17 protein-coding genes are annotated in these 15,786 nt (G+C 40.1%); 11 read left to right on the top strand and 6 right to left on the bottom strand.

The genetic code is table 11. The features are described 5' to 3' along the window. Positions 1-70 precede the first annotated feature (70 nt). The 3 genes from C1A47_RS02845 (at position 71) to C1A47_RS02835 (ending at position 3,402) form a co-directional block, all read left to right on the top strand. Positions 71-652, top strand: a complete 582-nt coding sequence (locus tag C1A47_RS02845) for a lipocalin family protein (protein WP_111892246.1) — start codon at positions 71-73, stop codon at positions 650-652. 167 nt (positions 653-819) lie between these two features. Further along, entirely contained in the window at positions 820-1,767 is a 948-nt protein-coding gene (rarD, locus tag C1A47_RS02840; protein ID WP_111892244.1) for an EamA family transporter RarD, read from the top strand. 180 nt (positions 1,768-1,947) lie between these two features. Beyond that, the gene (locus tag C1A47_RS02835) at positions 1,948-3,402 is read left to right on the top strand and encodes a glyceraldehyde-3-phosphate dehydrogenase (RefSeq protein ID WP_111892242.1); all 1,455 of its coding nucleotides are present in this window, start codon (positions 1,948-1,950) and stop codon (positions 3,400-3,402) included. Between the two features lie 62 nt (positions 3,403-3,464). Here C1A47_RS02835 and C1A47_RS02830 read toward each other — a convergent pair whose 3' ends face one another. Further along, a complete protein-coding gene (locus C1A47_RS02830) occupies positions 3,465-4,319 on the bottom strand; it encodes an SDR family oxidoreductase (RefSeq protein WP_111892240.1) in 855 nt (284 codons plus the stop codon). 125 nt (positions 4,320-4,444) lie between these two features. On the opposite strand from C1A47_RS02830, the gene C1A47_RS02825 reads away from it, so the two are divergent. From C1A47_RS02825 to C1A47_RS02810, 4 genes are all read left to right on the top strand, one after another. Next, on the top strand, positions 4,445-4,807 hold the full coding sequence (locus C1A47_RS02825) for a winged helix-turn-helix transcriptional regulator (protein ID WP_111892238.1): 363 nt from the start codon (positions 4,445-4,447) through the stop codon (positions 4,805-4,807). Between the two features lie 100 nt (positions 4,808-4,907). Further along, positions 4,908-6,113 carry an Obg family GTPase CgtA gene (cgtA, locus tag C1A47_RS02820; protein ID WP_111892236.1) on the top strand — a complete coding sequence of 402 codons (1,206 nt, stop codon included), beginning with the start codon at positions 4,908-4,910 and terminating at the stop codon, positions 6,111-6,113. A 17-nt stretch (positions 6,114-6,130) separates the two neighbouring features. Next, positions 6,131-7,264 (top strand): glutamate 5-kinase, encoded by a 1,134-nt coding sequence (gene proB / locus C1A47_RS02815; protein ID WP_111892234.1) that lies wholly within the window; start codon positions 6,131-6,133, stop codon positions 7,262-7,264. A 609-nt stretch (positions 7,265-7,873) separates the two neighbouring features. Next, on the top strand, positions 7,874-8,083 hold the full coding sequence (locus C1A47_RS02810; protein WP_111892232.1) for a hypothetical protein: 210 nt from the start codon (positions 7,874-7,876) through the stop codon (positions 8,081-8,083). A 68-nt stretch (positions 8,084-8,151) separates the two neighbouring features. On the opposite strand, the gene bioB is transcribed toward C1A47_RS02810, so the two are convergent. Continuing rightward, a complete protein-coding gene (gene bioB, locus C1A47_RS02805; RefSeq protein ID WP_111892230.1) occupies positions 8,152-9,147 on the bottom strand; it encodes a biotin synthase BioB in 996 nt (331 codons plus the stop codon). Positions 9,148-9,382: 235 nt separating this feature from the next. After that, positions 9,383-10,501 (bottom strand): tRNA epoxyqueuosine(34) reductase QueG, encoded by a 1,119-nt coding sequence (gene queG / locus C1A47_RS02800; RefSeq protein WP_227539723.1) that lies wholly within the window; start codon positions 10,499-10,501, stop codon positions 9,383-9,385. Between queG and C1A47_RS02795 the strand changes: the two genes are divergently transcribed. Next, positions 10,500-11,972: an NAD(P)H-hydrate dehydratase gene (locus C1A47_RS02795; protein WP_111892228.1), complete on the top strand. Its 1,473-nt coding sequence runs from the start codon at positions 10,500-10,502 to the stop codon at positions 11,970-11,972. The genes queG and C1A47_RS02795 overlap by 2 nt on opposite strands. A 10-nt stretch (positions 11,973-11,982) precedes the next feature. On the opposite strand, the gene ruvC is transcribed toward C1A47_RS02795, so the two are convergent. Then, positions 11,983-12,528: a crossover junction endodeoxyribonuclease RuvC gene (ruvC, locus tag C1A47_RS02790; protein WP_111892226.1), complete on the bottom strand. Its 546-nt coding sequence runs from the start codon at positions 12,526-12,528 to the stop codon at positions 11,983-11,985. A gap of 195 nt (positions 12,529-12,723) precedes the next feature. Between ruvC and C1A47_RS17715 the strand changes: the two genes are divergently transcribed. Both C1A47_RS17715 and C1A47_RS02785 read left to right on the top strand, forming a co-directional pair. After that, positions 12,724-12,888 carry a hypothetical protein gene (locus C1A47_RS17715; protein ID WP_171294320.1) on the top strand — a complete coding sequence of 55 codons (165 nt, stop codon included), beginning with the start codon at positions 12,724-12,726 and terminating at the stop codon, positions 12,886-12,888. Between the two features lie 265 nt (positions 12,889-13,153). Further along, complete coding sequence (locus tag C1A47_RS02785; RefSeq protein ID WP_111892224.1) at positions 13,154-13,720, top strand: FxsA family protein; 567 nt, start codon at positions 13,154-13,156, stop codon at positions 13,718-13,720. A gap of 58 nt (positions 13,721-13,778) precedes the next feature. Here C1A47_RS02785 and C1A47_RS02780 read toward each other — a convergent pair whose 3' ends face one another. Beyond that, on the bottom strand, positions 13,779-13,958 hold the full coding sequence (locus C1A47_RS02780; protein ID WP_111892222.1) for a hypothetical protein: 180 nt from the start codon (positions 13,956-13,958) through the stop codon (positions 13,779-13,781). Positions 13,959-14,143: 185 nt separating this feature from the next. On the opposite strand from C1A47_RS02780, the gene C1A47_RS02775 reads away from it, so the two are divergent. Then, entirely contained in the window at positions 14,144-14,386 is a 243-nt protein-coding gene (locus C1A47_RS02775; protein WP_111892220.1) for a hypothetical protein, read from the top strand. A 60-nt stretch (positions 14,387-14,446) separates the two neighbouring features. Here C1A47_RS02775 and metK read toward each other — a convergent pair whose 3' ends face one another. Then, the gene (metK, locus tag C1A47_RS02770) at positions 14,447-15,613 is read right to left on the bottom strand and encodes a methionine adenosyltransferase (RefSeq protein WP_111892218.1); all 1,167 of its coding nucleotides are present in this window, start codon (positions 15,611-15,613) and stop codon (positions 14,447-14,449) included. Positions 15,614-15,786: the final 173 nt, after the last annotated feature.

The following is a 15,786-nucleotide window of genomic DNA, read 5'->3' as shown; positions in this document are numbered from 1 at the left end:
ACAGTGCAGGAGTTAAATAATCGCTATGTTTTTTATGAATCCTTTATAAGGATCAAGAGGATAGTTTACAGTGATAAAAAAACAAAAAATAAAATCATGTCTTAAAAAGCTGACCCTGATCAGTGTGCTACTTGGTGTAGGTGTATGGGCTTCAGCCCATGCACAAAAGCCAATGCCAACGGTAGCACAGATCGATTTAGCTAAATATTTAGGTGTTTGGTATGAGATTGCCCGTAAACCGATGTATTTTCAAAACCAATGTGCCAAAAATGTACAGGCAGTTTATACCTTAAATGTCAATGGTAACGTCAGTGTTGAAAATAGTTGTGTCAATCAGGATGGGCATGTAGAGCAAGCTCAGGGTGAAGCTTATGTGGTGAATGCACCGCATAATAGTAAGCTGCGTGTGAGTTTTTTACCTGAATCTTTACGGTGGTTGCCAGTCGGACGAGGAGATTATTGGATACTCAAACTAGATGCCAATTATCACACTGTGCTTGTCGGTGAGCCTAAGCGCAAATATATGTGGATTTTGTCGCGAGAACCACACTTACCAGAGGAAGTTATACAAGAATATATTAAATATGCACAGAGCCTTGGCTACAATACGAGTGATCTGATTCATACACTCCAAACAGAAAAAAATAATTAAAAACTCAACAGAAAATAACCAAATCCCGATATAATTATTTGGCGTTTTTTTGAGTAAACGGTATAAATTTTTCATTAAATGATAACCGTCATTTTTCTCCCTAATCTATGCTTTTGAAGTATTTGGTTATTCTATGTTTTCGTTGGTTTTTTTATTTGGGGACGTAGATGGTTAAAGGTATCTTTCTTTCCGTTTTAGCCTCTACAGTTTTTGGTATTTTGTATTTTTACAGTCAGTTTTTGAAAATCTTTGATGGTTCACAGACTTTCGGCTGGAGAATGATTTCTCTCTTACCATTTTTAACCCTGTTTATGTGGTTTAGTGGTGATTTAAAACTGATTCGTCAAATCTATGATCGAGTAAAGCAAAAACCTTCATTTTTCTTATTGCTGATCTTAACTTCGGTTATGGCGGCTGTACAACTGTGGCTGTTCTTATGGGCACCGATGCATGGTCGAGGCATGCAAGTCTCTTTGGGATATTTTTTACTGCCTTTGGTTTTAGTTTTAGTGGGTAGTGTTTTTTACAAAGAGAAACTGTCGTGGTTTCAAAAGATTGCCGTATTTTGTGCGGTGCTGGGCGTTGCTCATGAAATTTGGCGGATGGGGAGTATTGCTTGGGAAACATTACTCGTTGCATTAGGGTATTCTGCTTATTTCTTTTTGCGTAAAATTATCAAAACGGATCACCTAGGTGGGTTTTGGTGGGACAATGTCTTGATGTTGCCTGTGGCAATTTATTTTATTCAAACATGGACATTACCTTGGAACACCTTTCTTGAACAGCCGCATTTAATTGCTGCAATCATTGGGCTTGGGGTGTTAAGTGCGATTGGTTTGGGAAGTTATATCTTGGCGAGTCGCTATTTACCGATGGTATTATTCGGTTTGTTAAGTTATCTTGAACCTGTATTGCTTGCAATTTCTGCAGTGATATTGGGTGAAAAAATTCACTCGGAAGAATGGTTTACTTATATTCCAATTTGGTGTGCTGTGGGTATTTTAGTTCTTGAAGGAATGTGGCATATTTATCATCAGCAGCGGAAGCGTCAGGCTTTAATTACCAATATTGAAAAATTCTCTGAACGTGTTGATATTAATCGTGAAATCAAATAAAAACAAGCTAATCAAATGAGTTTTATGCTCATTTTTTTTTGAAATATATTATATTTTTTTATGAATATGACGATGGTATAATCCATTTGTGATAATACTATCGTTATTTTAATTTAAAATTTCTCAGTTTTCCTTTAAAATTGCTCCCGATAAACACTTCTATAAATTGAGGACGTACTTGTGAGCAAAGAAACGATTATCGCTCTACATGCAGAACATCAGGGTCGTTGGAAAAACCGCGAAGAAATCGCAGAACAAATGATCGTTTTGATCGGTAAATTATACCGTGAAAAAAATATTGTAACTTCTGTCTACGGCCGCGCACTCGTTAACCGTTCAGTGATTCAGATTTTAAAAGCTCACCGTCGTACTCGTATTGTAGATGTTGAGTTGTCAGTTGTTCATACTTTCCCAATTTTAGAAGCGTTAGCAAAAATCGAAAATATCGGTTCTGCAGAAGTGGATCTTGGTAAGCTTGCTGTTGAATACAAAGAAAAAGGCGGTGATGTTGACGCTTTTGTTGCAAATGCTGTACAGGCAATCAATGGTCGTGCTGCTGAAGTAGAACCTAAAGATGTTGTCCTTTATGGTTTTGGTCGTATCGGCCGTATCTTGGCGCGTTTAATCATCGAGCAGACTGGTATTGGTCGTGGTTTAAACATTAAAGCAATTGTTGTTCGTAAAACTTCAGACGGTGATTTGGCTAAGCGTGCTTCTTTGTTACGCCGTGACTCAATTCATGGTTCTTTTGCAGGTACAATTTCGGTAGATGAAGAAAATGAAGCAATTATTGCAAATGGTAACTTCATCAAAGTTATTTATGCTTCAAACCCATCAGAAGTGGATTACACTCAGTATGGTATTGAAAATGCATTGTTAATTGATAACACTGGTAAATGGCGTGATGCAGACGGTCTTGCTCAACACTTGAAATGCCCTGGCGTTGCACGTGTTGTATTGACTGCTCCAGCAAAAGGCGAAATGAAAAATGTGGTGTTTGGTGTGAACCAGGCAGACATTTTAGATGAAGATAAACTGATCTCTGCTGCAAGCTGTACAACCAACGCAATTACTCCATTGTTAAAAGTGTTGGACGACAAATACAAAGTATTGAATGGTCATGTTGAAACTGTTCACTCATTTACGAATGATCAAAACTTGATTGATAATTATCACAAGGCAGATCGTCGTGGTCGTGCTGCAACATTAAACATGGTGATTACTGAAACTGGTGCAGCGAAAGCAGTTGCTAAAGCTTTGCCAGCATTGAAAGGTAAATTGACTGGTAACTCAGTACGTGTTCCTACACCAAACGTATCTTTGGCAATTTTGAACTTAACTCTAGATCAAGAAATTGATCGTGATGAAGTGAACGAATATGTTCGCCAAATTTCAATCAATTCATCATTGCAAGGTCAAATTGGTTATACCAACTCAACTGAAGTGGTTTCAAGTGACTTTATTGGTTCACGCAGTGCGGGTATCTTTGATGCGCAAGCAACCATCGTATCTGGCAACCGTTTAACCGCTTATGTTTGGTATGACAACGAAGTGGGTTATAGCTGCCAAGTATTGCGTATCGCTGAGCAAATGAGCGGTGTGAGCTATCCGAAAGTACCAAGCTCAAAAGCATAATTTGTGTTGTTAGTTAAGTAAGAAAAACCCAGTCATTTGACTGGGTTTTTTATTGCCATGATTTATGCAAGTTGTTGCTTAATCAATGTCTGAATAGGTGTTGTGACATGATTAATCAAATTTTCTAGAACTTTTGAGTTGCTATACATTGCACCTTGAGCAGCTTGTAGATCAGCATCGACAATCACATGAACTAATCCTTCGGGTAATCCTGCTGCAAGTAAAGCATCTGTATATTCTTGGGCGGTCAAGTTTTGATAATGGATGATTTTTCCTGACACTTGACTGATGATTTTTGCAAGTTCAGCAAGTGTATAGCTCTCTGATCCAGCTAATTCATAGATTTTTTGTTCATGTCCTAAGGTTGTCAGTACTTTTGCTGCTGCTTCTGCATAATCTTGGCGTGAAGCTAAGCTAATTTTCCCTGCACCTGCCGCACCATATAAAATCCCTTGTTCAATAATCTGTGGCAATGTGGCTAGGTAGTTTTCAGTGTACCAATTGTTGCGTAGCAAGGTGTAATTCAGGCCACTTTGTTGGATTAAGGCTTCAGTTTCCTGATGTTCTTTGGCTAAAGATAAAGGTGAATGTGTTGCATTCAATAAACTGGTATAAACAATGTGCTTAACCTGAGCTTGTTTTGCGGCTTCAATCACGGCTTGGTGCTGAGGTGTGCGGCGACCGACTTCATTGGCTGAAATTAACAGTAATTTATCAATGCCTTGTAGGGTAGGTGTTAAAGATTCAGGTTCATCATAATTAAAATAACGAACTTCAATACCTTGTTGTTTTAAAGACTGTGCTTTATCAAGATTACGGACTAATGCCACAATATTTTGAGCGTTCTCTGTCTTTAATAAAAACTCAATAACATATTGTCCAAGCTGACCTGTAGCGCCTGTAATTGCAATTTTCATCATGATCTCCTGATAGTGAATAATGTTCTGCAATCTGTTTTATGCTATGATCATAAATTCAAAACTTACTAAAAGTAAGTACATACCTAAAAGTAAGTTAATGAGCTAAAGGTGAGAATTTCGCTATGTCACAGACAGATCAAAATTTAATTGGTTGTGTTTTGTCCAGCCAATGTCCGTCACGGGGGATTTTAGAACATCTCACCAGTAAATGGGCCGTTTTGGTATTACGCTGTTTGAGTGAAGGTGTGCAGCGTTTTAGTCAACTGAGAAAAAGGATTGATGGTGTCAGTGAGAAAATGCTGACGCAAACCTTAAAAACTTTGGAAAAAGATGGTTTTGTCACTCGGACAGTCTATCCAGAAGTCCCTCCGCGAGTTGAATATCAGCTCACCGAACTTGGAGAATGTGCGGCACAGCAAATCACGCAATTGGTTGTGTGGATTGAACAAAATCTTGAACTGATTCTTCAACATAAGAAAAATTGAGCTGTAGAAACGATAAAAATCAATTGTGTCATTTTTCTATTCGAGAAATTTATTAAAATATGGCAGAATAGGCGGTTTTAGAGTTTTAGAGGATTGGCAAATGCGCTTTGTTGATGAAGCAGTCATTACCGTAGAGGCTGGCGACGGTGGCAATGGCGTAGCCAGTTTTCGCCGTGAAAAATTTGTCCCATTTGGTGGTCCAGATGGTGGTGATGGTGGTCGTGGTGGCAGCGTGTATATTCAAGCTGACAACGATACCAGTACCTTGGTCGATTATCGTTATACCCGTAAATTCCGCGCTGAACGTGGAAAAAATGGTGCAGGCGCAAACTGTGCTGGTCGTGGCGCACCCGACGTCATTTTGAAAGTTCCTGTAGGAACAACAATTGTAGATACTGAATCAGGCGACATTATTGGTGACTTGGTTGAAAATGGTCAGCGCGTTCTTGTGGCACAAGGCGGTGACGGTGGTTTAGGTAATACTCATTTCAAATCATCAACCAACCGTGCACCACGTAAGTTCACCACAGGCATTAAAGGCGAATTCCGTGAAGTTCGTCTAGAGTTGAAAGTCCTTGCAGATGTTGGCTTACTCGGTATGCCTAACGCAGGTAAATCAACCTTTATTCGTGCAGTATCTGCGGCAAAACCAAAAGTGGCAGATTATCCATTTACCACAATGGTGCCTAACCTTGGTGTTGTGGATGCTGACCGTCATCGTTCATTTGTTATGGCGGACATTCCAGGTTTGATCGAAGGTGCGGCAGAAGGTGCAGGTTTAGGGATTCGCTTCCTGAAACATTTGGCGCGTACGCGTATCTTGTTGCACATTGTTGACGTACAACCGATTGATGGTTCTGACCCTGCACATAATGCCAAAGCAATTTTGGGTGAATTGAAAAAATTCTCTCCAACTTTGTCTAAATTGCCTGTGGTTTTGGTGCTCAATAAACTTGATCAGATTGATGAAGAAAACCGTGAAGAATGGTGTCAGCACATTTTGACAGAGTTAGAGTGGACAGGCCCAGTATTCAGAACATCTGGATTGCTTGAAGAAGGTACAAAAGATGTTGTGTATTATTTGATGGATCAGATCGAAGAACAGCGCGAGCGTGAAGTTGAAGATCCTGAATATGCAGCGGAAATGAAAGCCTTCCGTGACCAGCTTGAAGCTGAAACACGTGAGCAGACATTGGCTGCCAAAGAAGCTTATCGTGCAATGCGTAGAGCACAGCGTCTAGGTGGTGACGATGATGACTTTGATGATGATGAAGACGACGAAGTAGAAGTAATATACGTACGTTAAGTACGACTGAGGACATAATGATTGAAGTGGTGAATGGGCAACGTCAGCTAACTGGCTGTAAACGTATCGTTGTGAAAATCGGCTCTTCTTTACTCACAGCAAATGGTCAGGGCTTGGATCTTGATGCAATTTCTCATTGGGCAAGTCAAATTGCCGATTTGCATCGTTCTGGGCATGAAATCATTTTGGTTTCATCTGGCGCTGTGGCAGAGGGCATGGTACGTATGAAACTTGCCGCACGACCCACAGATTTACCAAGTCTACAAGCCTGTGCTGCCATTGGGCAGATGGGCTTGATTCAGACTTGGTCAAGTGTTCTCGAAAAACACCAGATACAAACGGCTCAAGTGTTGTTAACCCATGATGACTTGGCTGATCGCCGTCGCTATTTAAACTCATGTGATGCATTGCAGCACTTGATTGATTGGCGTGTGATTCCTGTCATCAATGAAAATGATACCGTGTCAACAGATGAAATTCGTTTTGGTGACAATGACACTTTGGCTGCCATGGTTGCAGGTCAGGTGCATGCTGATTTGCTGATTATTTTGACCGATCAGCAGGGCATGTTCGATGCAGATCCACGTTCAAATCCAGATGCAAAACTTTTATCGAGTGTGCGTGCACTTGATGAAAGCTTGTTTGAAATGGCTGGTGGCGGTGGGCTGCTTGGACGTGGTGGTATGGTTACCAAAGTTCGTGCGGCACGTTTAGCTGCGAAATCAGGTTGCCCAACCTTGATTGCAAGTGGTGATAGTGATCTGGTTCTTTCACGGTTGATGTCTGGTGAAATGCTTGGCACTTTATTCGTGACCGATAATGACCGTATTACAGCGCATCAGCAATGGCTTGCAGCGCATTTGCAAACAGCAGGTCGTCTAGTGATTGATGCTGGAGCAGTTGAAGCAATTACACTTAAGCATCGCAGTTTATTGCCTGTCGGTGTGAGAGCGGTTGAAGGTTATTTCGATCGTGGAGACGTGGTTGAATGTGTGGACACCGATGGTCGTCGTATTGCTGTCGGGCGTGTGAATTTTAGTTCACGTTCGGCTGAGATTGTGAAAGGTCTAGCATCCGATAAAGTGTTTCAAGTGTTAGGTGAAGCGCGTTCTTTGGAAATGATTCACCGCAATCATATGGCGATTTATTAATAATTTGATTTATTCGCAGAAAAAGCTCACTTTGGTGGGCTTTTTTTATAGGCAAGATGATTTAAGACTATTTGGATGAAATTTTTAATTATAAAATAAATTATGTGAATAATAACTTAATGTTTTTCATTAATATGCTGATTTTTTATCATGTTTATATTGAAGTTAATAAATTTATTATTAATAAGTGGTATTGTTACAAAATCGCTATAAAATATTATTTTTTAGGTTTTGAGTAATTGATAACTTTCTTATTTTTTATAAAAAATAATAGCTTAAATTTATTCATTGGTTGGTTGGTGTTTGTATAAAATGTTGAAAAAGTATGAAGTTACATATTCTTTGTCATATTTTTATATAGGTATATATTGTCTTTGTAAGAAACCCGTGTTATTTTTATTTAAGAAATTAATCTATTAAAAATGTATTTAAAATAAATATTTATTATATGTAAATGTATTTTAAATACATTAAAAGATATGACCAGTTTTCCAACGCCATCTTTACGGATGGTGTTTTTTTGTCTTTGATTTTTAGAAAATAAAATTGATTTCTGACAGGAATCATCCGTTAAAATAATACGATGTATTTATTTAAGATTTTGGATCAATGACTAAAAATTTTCAGGCAGAAACTTATATTGTGGATGAGCAGGTTGCAGACACCGTTTCATGGCTATTACAGCATCAGGATTGTTTTGATGAGTTGCATTTTGATGTGCAAAATCAGGAACTCACCGTGACACATGCAGCAGGTATGGATCAGATCCGTGCGGGTATGTATTTAACAGCTAAATATGGAATTTTGGTGACTTCTTAAATCAGATATAAAAAGGCGATTTATTGAAATAAATCGCCTTTCTGATGTGAATCAGTCAGAAGTTAAACTTAAGCTGTTTCAGCCATTGCATCTACGGAGAGTTGTGCAGCGGTCAGTTTTGGTTTTTCAGCAGTTAGTCCAAGTTTATTAAACAGGACTTTGTCGCGACCTTCGCCAGCATTTGGTGTGGTTAATAGTTTTTCACCAGAGAATAGCGAATTTGCACCTGCCATAAATGCCATTGCTTGATCTGTGTCAGAAAGTGATTCACGACCAGCTGAAAGGCGAATATAGCTTTTCGGCATAATAATACGCGCAACAGCAATCGTGCGAAGCCACTCAGTCACTTCAAGTTTTTCAACTTCTTCAAGTGGGGTACCTTCAATTGGCACAAGCATGTTGATTGGTACAGATTCTGGATGAAGTGGAAGGGTTGCCAATTCAAGTAATAAACCGATACGGTCTTGTTTCCCTTCGCCTAAGCCAACAATACCACCACTACACACTTTTAAACCTGCGTTACGCACATGATCTAAAGTATCTAAACGGTCATCAAAAGTACGGGTGCTGATGATGTTGCTGTAGTATTCGCGAGAGGTGTCAAGGTTGTGGTTATAGTAGTCTAAACCTGCATCTCTTAAACGTTCAGCTTGTGACTGATTGAGCATACCCAATGTCATACATGTTTCCATGCCAAGCGCTTTAACTTCTTTGACCATTTCTAACACATAAGGCATGTCGCGCTCATGTGGGTTACGCCACGCAGCGCCCATACAAAAACGTGAAGAACCTGCTTCTTTTGCTTCTTTTGCTTCAGAAATCACTTTTTCAACTGCAATACGTTTTTCAGCTTCTAATTTAGAATCGTAGTGTGCAGACTGAGAGCAGTATTTACAGTCTTCAGGGCATTTACCTGTTTTAATTGAAAGTAAAGTACTGACTTGAATGGTATTTGCTGGGAAATGCTCGCGGTGAACACGCTGTGCTTCAAATACCAAATCTAGAAAAGGTTGGTCATATAGCTTTTGGATTTCTTCACGAGTCCAATCGTTTCTCACGTGCATAATCGCCCTATTGTGCATCAAGTTAATAGCATGATATTAACTTGTTCAACTAAAAACAACAGGGCAAAACTTTCCAAAATATGTCAAAATATTTGTTTGCCTATCTTTTGTTAAATTAAACTACTGAATTGCAAGATCGCTGCAAAAACCTAAGAGTTATTCGCGTAATTTTGCGGTTTGAATCAAAATTTAGTCAGTCTGATTGTTCTGATTGAATTAGCACTATGTATAGCGATTAATAAAGTTGCTCTGAATTTGCTTTTTTCAATTGTTGCTGAATTGCCCAGTCGATATGTGTATTCACAATCTCGTCGTGCAACATTTTACCTTGTTCTAAAGCCTCAATAATTTCAGCATGATAAGGCGCATTACCTAAACCAATTGCAACATTACGCTTGAAGCTTTGAAATCCTGTGCGTCGAATTGGACTGCCTTCGGTACATTGTAAAAAAGTCGTTTCATCCCATGCCCATAGATCGAGTAATGAAGCCTGATCGAGTCCATGCCGAGGGTGAAAGTCTTCAATCGGGGTGATTTTAGCAAAACTGTTCCAAGGGCAAATCAGTTGGCAGTCATCGCAACCAAAAATACGGTTACCAATTCCTTCACGGAATTCTTCAGGAATAATGCCTTTGTACTCAATCGTTAAATAGGCAATACAACGACGTGCATCGAGCATATAAGGCTCAACAATCGCTTGTGTTGGACAAATGTCGATGCAGGCTGAACATGAACCACAATGCGCTGTTGTCGGTGGGTCAGCAGGCAAATCAAGTGAGGTGAATAATTCACCCAATACAAAGAAAGAACCTGATTTTTTCTGAATGAGGAGCGTATGTTTACCTGTCCAACCCATACCCGCACTTTCATGAATGGCTTTTTCAAAAATCGGGGCAGAATCTGCAAAGGGACGGGCTTCAAAGTCACCGACACGCTCACGGATTTTTTGAACTAAAGTTTTAAGCCGACCGCGCATGACTTTGTGATAGTCACGCCCACGGGCATAACGGGCAATAATTGCACTATTGGGTGCAAAAGGCACATTGCGAGGTTTTGGTGTCTCCACCAAATAGTTCATTCGTACACAGATAATGCTTTGCGTCCCTGGTACAAGTAAGGTCGGATCGGCACGTTTGTCTAAATTGTCTTTTAAATAATGCATATCCCCATGATAGCCACTGTCCAGATATTTCAAGAAACGTGGCATTTCCTTGTCTTGCCGAGTAGGTTTAGCAATCACACAATCCGCAAAACCAAGCGCTAAAGCTTCGGCCTTTATCCATGCTTTTAATTCTTGTGGATCAAATTGTTGAAGTGGTATGGTGAACGGCATAACAACAAGGGGAATAGACATGCAGCAACAAGTGTACCATAGCCGTGAAATTCAAGCATTGGAGCAACGTTGGTTTGCTCAGAATAATAGCGCATTGGGTTTAATGAAACAGGTTGCATGGCAGAGTCATTTAAAACTCATTGAATATTTTTCAGAATCTCCAAAATCGGTAAAACGTATTGCAGTCTGGTGTGGGACAGGCAATAACGCAGGAGATGGTTATTTTATTGCGGCATATTTGGCTGAGCAAGGTTATCGGGTGGATATCTATGCGGCTGAACGTGGCAGTTCCGCTGCATTACAACAAGCCTTTGAATATTCAAAAGATAAGATTGATCATTTATATCCACATTTTAATGTTGTAGATCAGTATGATGCTCATATTGATGCCTTATTTGGGATTGGCTTAAACCGTGAACTGGATCAAGATTGGCAGCAGATCATTCAGCAGTTTAATCAATGTACTGGGCTTAAAATCAGTATTGATATTCCAAGTGGATTACACGCCAATACAGGTCAACCATTACCTTGTGCCATTAAAGCAGATCTGACCTTAACAGCATTAGGTTATAAAATAGGGCTATTTACAGGGCAAGGCAAAGAATTTTCAGGACAAATTCAGCTTATTTCACTGATTCCTATAGACTCAGAGCTAAAAACATTAGCGCGACTATCTCCAGCCACAATTTCTTTACCACCTCGTCAAGCCTTTGGACATAAAGGCAGTTATGGTCATGTGTTGGTGATTGGTGGTCATGCTGATATGGGTGGGGCTGTGATTATGGCAGCCGAGGCAGCTTTTGCAGTCGGAGCGGGAAAGGTGAGTGTGGTTTGTCATGAGCGACATCATGCTGCAATACTGGCACGCTCACCCAATGTCATGGTGCGAAATATCGAAACTTTTACGCCAGAGTTGATTGAAGAAACGCTACAGGCAGTTGATGCTGTGTGTTTTGGGATGGGGCTTGGGCGTGATGACTGGTCAAAACAAGCATTTAATACATGGTTATCACCCATCTTGCACCATTCACATTTAGAAGTTGTACTCGATGCAGATGCTTTATGGTTTCTCGCAGAGCAATCCATTCAACTCTCTGAAAAGGTCTATTTGACTCCACATTCAGGAGAAGCTGCTCGATTATTGGGATGCACCAGTCATGAGATTGAGCAAGATCGTGTGGCGGCAATTTATGCGCTTGTTGCTAAATTTTCAGGGCAATGGGTGCTCAAAGGTTCGGGAAGTCTGATCTTGGAAAATCAGCAACTTTGGGTCTGTAAAGCAGGTAATGCAGGTATGGGAACAGGTGGAATGGGCGATACTTTAGCAGGGATGATTGCAGGGTTAAAAGCACAACTGCATCACGATATTGCCTTGCATCAAGTCGTGACCTTACATGCCCGAGCGGGAGATCTCTTGGCTGAGCAGGGCATGCGAGGGATTCAAGCCTCACACATGCCACAGGCTGTTTATCAAGTTGTGAATGCAAATTGATTTTAAATCTTTAGCGGCGGCGTGAGCTATAACGGCTACGTCCGCGTGCCATGCCACCTAAGGCATTTAATACCGCAAGTTTACTCATGCTGCCTGAAGCGTGTGCATGGCAGATTGCCGCAGCAAGTGCATCGGCAGCATCGGCTTGTGGTTGAATCTCAAGTTTTAACAGTTTCATGACCATCATTTGCACTTGTTCTTTGTCGGCAGCACCATAACCAACGACAGACTGTTTGATTTGTCGAGCAGTGTATTCAGCAACTTGTAAATCTAAATTGACTAATGCAGCAATCGCAGCACCACGTGCTTGTCCAAGTTTAAGCGCTGAGTCAGGGTTTTGCGCCATAAAGACTTGTTCAACCGCTGCTTCAGTAGGGCCGTGAAATTTTACAATGCGTTCAATACCCGCAAAAATGCGCTTAAGCCGTTCAGGCATATCTTGGGATTCTGTGCGAATCGTGCCTGCATCGATAAATTTAAGCTGACTGCCTTGATGCTCAATAATGCCATAACCTGTCAGGCGAGAGCCGGGATCGATCCCAATAATTAATGCCATTTTTTTCGCTGAGTGTTTGAATTTTTTTATTATAGGAGTTGATGACTGATTTGTGCAGTCAAAGTGCTGAAAACCTCAGCAATTGATAATTGATGGTTGAACATAGATACTATTTTTTCCTAAAAAGATCAATCTTAAAGATAAATGTGAGAAAATATTGCATGATGTGAATATAGAATATGAAAAGGTAATTGCATGAAGCAAATTCTTCTAGGATTGGGCGTTATATTTAGTTTGTCTTTGTCGGCCTGTGCGGTTTATACACCAGCAGGGAGCATCGTGGTTGATCCAGATCATTCATATGGCGGTGGAGACGGTGGTTTTTGTCCACCAGGTCAAGCCAAAAAAGGCCGTTGTTAAATAATTTTGAGATCAGTCAATTATTTGATTTATTTCATTTCTAGTCTCGAAAATATCTGATATGGAAGGTTGATATTTGGGTTTATGCAAGCTTTTCGAATTCAATGTCAGCAACAAAGCTCGTATTGATATGCGAGCTTTTTTTATAAAAATTCAGGATTATGAATATATGGGGCTTTAAAAATAAAAGAATGCCCATATCTTTAAATAATCGCTTTAAAAAGCAATATGCTTGATTTGTTTTGAAAGGATTAATTTAAATTTCATGAACTTAATACTGACAGTGCTAATTGGTGCAATACTTGAAATTGCGGTGTGGATTGGCGTGGCACATTTCATTAGTGGATGGTATGTGTTTTTTTGGTTCATTGCTGCATTTGTCATTGGTTTTAAGTTACTACGCTCAAGTGCGGGCAGCATTATGCCGCAGTTACAGCAATTGCAAATGACAGGACAATTGGGTGCAGATCCTGTTGTGACGCGTAAGATTGCTGTTGCGATCGCAGGTATTCTGTTGATGATTCCTGGATTAATTACAGATGTATTGGCAGTTTTGGTTTTATTACCACCAATACAAAAACTGTTGGTGAATGCACTCATGTCAGCTATGGCAAAACGTCAGCAAAATATGATGAATAAAATGATGGGTGGTATGATGGGCGGGGAGCAGGGTGCTCAAAATCCGTTTGCTGATTTGATGCGTCAAATGCAGGATATGCAAAATGGTCAAGCTGGTCATTCATCACGAGATTCAAGCATTATTGATGGTGAAGCGCGTGAAGTGAATCCTGATTATCAAAAAATTGAAATGAAAGATGTGAAAAAGAACTAAGCAATTCGCATGGTTAGTATGATCTATAAAAAACCGAATCACACAAGATTCGGTTTTTTTATTGCTCAGATTTGCTGTGATCGGTAGTTGCTGTTGCTAATGGTGTTGTTTCGACAGTTGTATCTTGCGTGTTGTAACGATGCGGTTGCAACGTTGTTTGTTGATTTTCTGAGTTTTGGTATTTGCGTTGACGATTAGCACGTTCACGGAAACCACCTTTTGCTATTAATTTCTCCATGATGATCTCTGAAATAATGATGGATCAATATTTTAAACGTGGCTTCTTGGTAATTCCAGTGATTCTGGATTTTTGATGATTTTACTTGAAAAAAGTCATAAAAATGCCTTGAAGCCTGTTTATTCTATGATTATTCTAAAATTAATGGTCTGAGAGACGGGTCATCTGAATCGAAGGAGGTGGTGATGATGTACCAATATCGCTGTGCCTGTTGTAATCAGGTTGTGCTTGCTACAGATAAAACTTGTCCAAATTGCGGATCACATAATATCCGTAGTCCTTTTGGCTTCTGGTTTTTTTGTTGTGTGGCTGGTTTGGTCGTTGCATTGGGAATTACGCTAGGCAAGATGTATTTAAAAAATCACCCAGTACAGGCAGAACCAAAAAGCGTTGTCGATTTTTTAAGTTCGGGAAAAAACACCAATTAAAATCGATATAAAAATAGCCCGCATGAAGCGAGCTATTTTTATATAAAAGGCAGCTTAAACTTATAAGCCAGCAGCCTGACGAAGTGCTTCAGCCTTGTCCGTTTTTTCCCATGTAAATGCAGTGTCAGAACCTTGGCGACCAAAGTGACCATAAGCAGCTGTTTGCTTGTACATCGGTTGAATCAAATTCAACATGTTGGTAATACCATATGGACGTAAGTCAAAGTGCTCACGAACCAAAGCAATGATCAATTCGTCATCTACTTTTGCAGTATTGAATGTGTTGATTGAAATAGAAGTTGGTTCTGCAACACCAATTGCATAACTCACTTGAATTTCACATTTGTCTGCTAAGCCTGCTGCAACAATATTTTTTGCAACATAACGGCCTGCGTAAGCAGCAGAACGGTCAACTTTTGATGGATCTTTACCTGAGAAAGCACCACCACCGTGACGCGCCATACCACCGTAAGTATCTACAATAATTTTACGACCCGTCAAACCACAGTCACCGACAGGACCACCGATCACAAACATGCCTGTTGGGTTGATGTGGAATTTGGTGCCCGCATGGAACATTTCAGTAGGAATGATTTTTTTCACGATTTCTTCGATCACAGCTTCTTTTAAGTTTGCTTGTGAAATCTCAGGATCGTGTTGAGTTGAAAGTACAACTGCATCTAAACGAACAGGTTTGCCATTTTCATAAGCAAATGTTACTTGGCTTTTCGCATCTGGACGTAACCAAGGTAAGACACCTGAGCGACGTAATTCTGCTTGGCGTTCCATTAGACGGTGAGCATAAGAAATAGGCGCTGGCATTAATACGTCAGTTTCGCGGCTAGCATAACCAAACATTAAGCCTTGGTCACCTGCACCTTGATCTTCAGGTTTTTGGCGGTCAACACCTTGTGCAATTTCAGGAGACTGCTTACCAATCATGTTGATCACAGCACAAGTTGAACCATCAAAACCAAGGTCTGAATGATGGTAACCGATACCGTTTACAGTTTTACGTACAATTGCTTCAACATCGACATTGGCAGTGGTTGTGATTTCACCCGCAAGAACAACTGCACCCGTTTTTACTAATGTTTCACAAGCAACCCGTGCGTATGGGTCTTCTCTTAAAATTGCATCCAAAATAGCATCACTGATTTGGTCAGCCATTTTATCTGGATGACCTTCGCTTACAGATTCCGAAGTAAAAACAGCGTACTCGCGCATGAAAGTCCTATCACAGTAAATTTAACGACGCGATATGTTACCTCGCCTAGCACGATACGACTAGAGAAACCTGATTAAATTGAATAAATTTCTTGCAAAATAGCTTTCTTTTTACTGATATTCAGCATTTGGAAAACTGATAAGTTATTTGAAATATTTAAGAAATTATGATT

It is taken from the genome of Acinetobacter sp. MB5 (assembly GCF_003261585.1).
In the GTDB taxonomy this organism is placed as follows: domain Bacteria; phylum Pseudomonadota; class Gammaproteobacteria; order Pseudomonadales; family Moraxellaceae; genus Acinetobacter.
Note: the sequence above shows the minus strand (reverse complement) of the source record. Positions and strands in the feature narration are given on the sequence as shown.

What these genes read in the sequence shown, in the direction of transcription:
- rarD (WP_111892244.1), top strand. Translation starts at nt 820, where the DNA reads ATGGTTAAAGGTATCTTTCTTTCCGTTTTAGCCTCTACAGTTTTTGGT.
- C1A47_RS02830 (WP_111892240.1), bottom strand. Translation starts at nt 4,319, where the DNA reads ATGAAAATTGCAATTACAGGCGCTACAGGTCAGCTTGGACAATATGTT.
- C1A47_RS02825 (WP_111892238.1), top strand. Translation starts at nt 4,445, where the DNA reads ATGTCACAGACAGATCAAAATTTAATTGGTTGTGTTTTGTCCAGCCAA.
- cgtA (WP_111892236.1), top strand. Translation starts at nt 4,908, where the DNA reads ATGCGCTTTGTTGATGAAGCAGTCATTACCGTAGAGGCTGGCGACGGT.
- proB (WP_111892234.1), top strand. Translation starts at nt 6,131, where the DNA reads ATGATTGAAGTGGTGAATGGGCAACGTCAGCTAACTGGCTGTAAACGT.
- C1A47_RS02810 (WP_111892232.1), top strand. Translation starts at nt 7,874, where the DNA reads ATGACTAAAAATTTTCAGGCAGAAACTTATATTGTGGATGAGCAGGTT.
- bioB (WP_111892230.1), bottom strand. Translation starts at nt 9,147, where the DNA reads ATGCACGTGAGAAACGATTGGACTCGTGAAGAAATCCAAAAGCTATAT.
- C1A47_RS02795 (WP_111892228.1), top strand. Translation starts at nt 10,500, where the DNA reads ATGCAGCAACAAGTGTACCATAGCCGTGAAATTCAAGCATTGGAGCAA.
- queG (WP_227539723.1), bottom strand. Translation starts at nt 10,501, where the DNA reads ATGTCTATTCCCCTTGTTGTTATGCCGTTCACCATACCACTTCAACAA.
- ruvC (WP_111892226.1), bottom strand. Translation starts at nt 12,528, where the DNA reads ATGGCATTAATTATTGGGATCGATCCCGGCTCTCGCCTGACAGGTTAT.
- C1A47_RS17715 (WP_171294320.1), top strand. Translation starts at nt 12,724, where the DNA reads ATGAAGCAAATTCTTCTAGGATTGGGCGTTATATTTAGTTTGTCTTTG.
- C1A47_RS02785 (WP_111892224.1), top strand. Translation starts at nt 13,154, where the DNA reads ATGAACTTAATACTGACAGTGCTAATTGGTGCAATACTTGAAATTGCG.
- C1A47_RS02780 (WP_111892222.1), bottom strand. Translation starts at nt 13,958, where the DNA reads ATGGAGAAATTAATAGCAAAAGGTGGTTTCCGTGAACGTGCTAATCGT.
- C1A47_RS02775 (WP_111892220.1), top strand. Translation starts at nt 14,144, where the DNA reads ATGATGTACCAATATCGCTGTGCCTGTTGTAATCAGGTTGTGCTTGCT.
- metK (WP_111892218.1), bottom strand. Translation starts at nt 15,613, where the DNA reads ATGCGCGAGTACGCTGTTTTTACTTCGGAATCTGTAAGCGAAGGTCAT.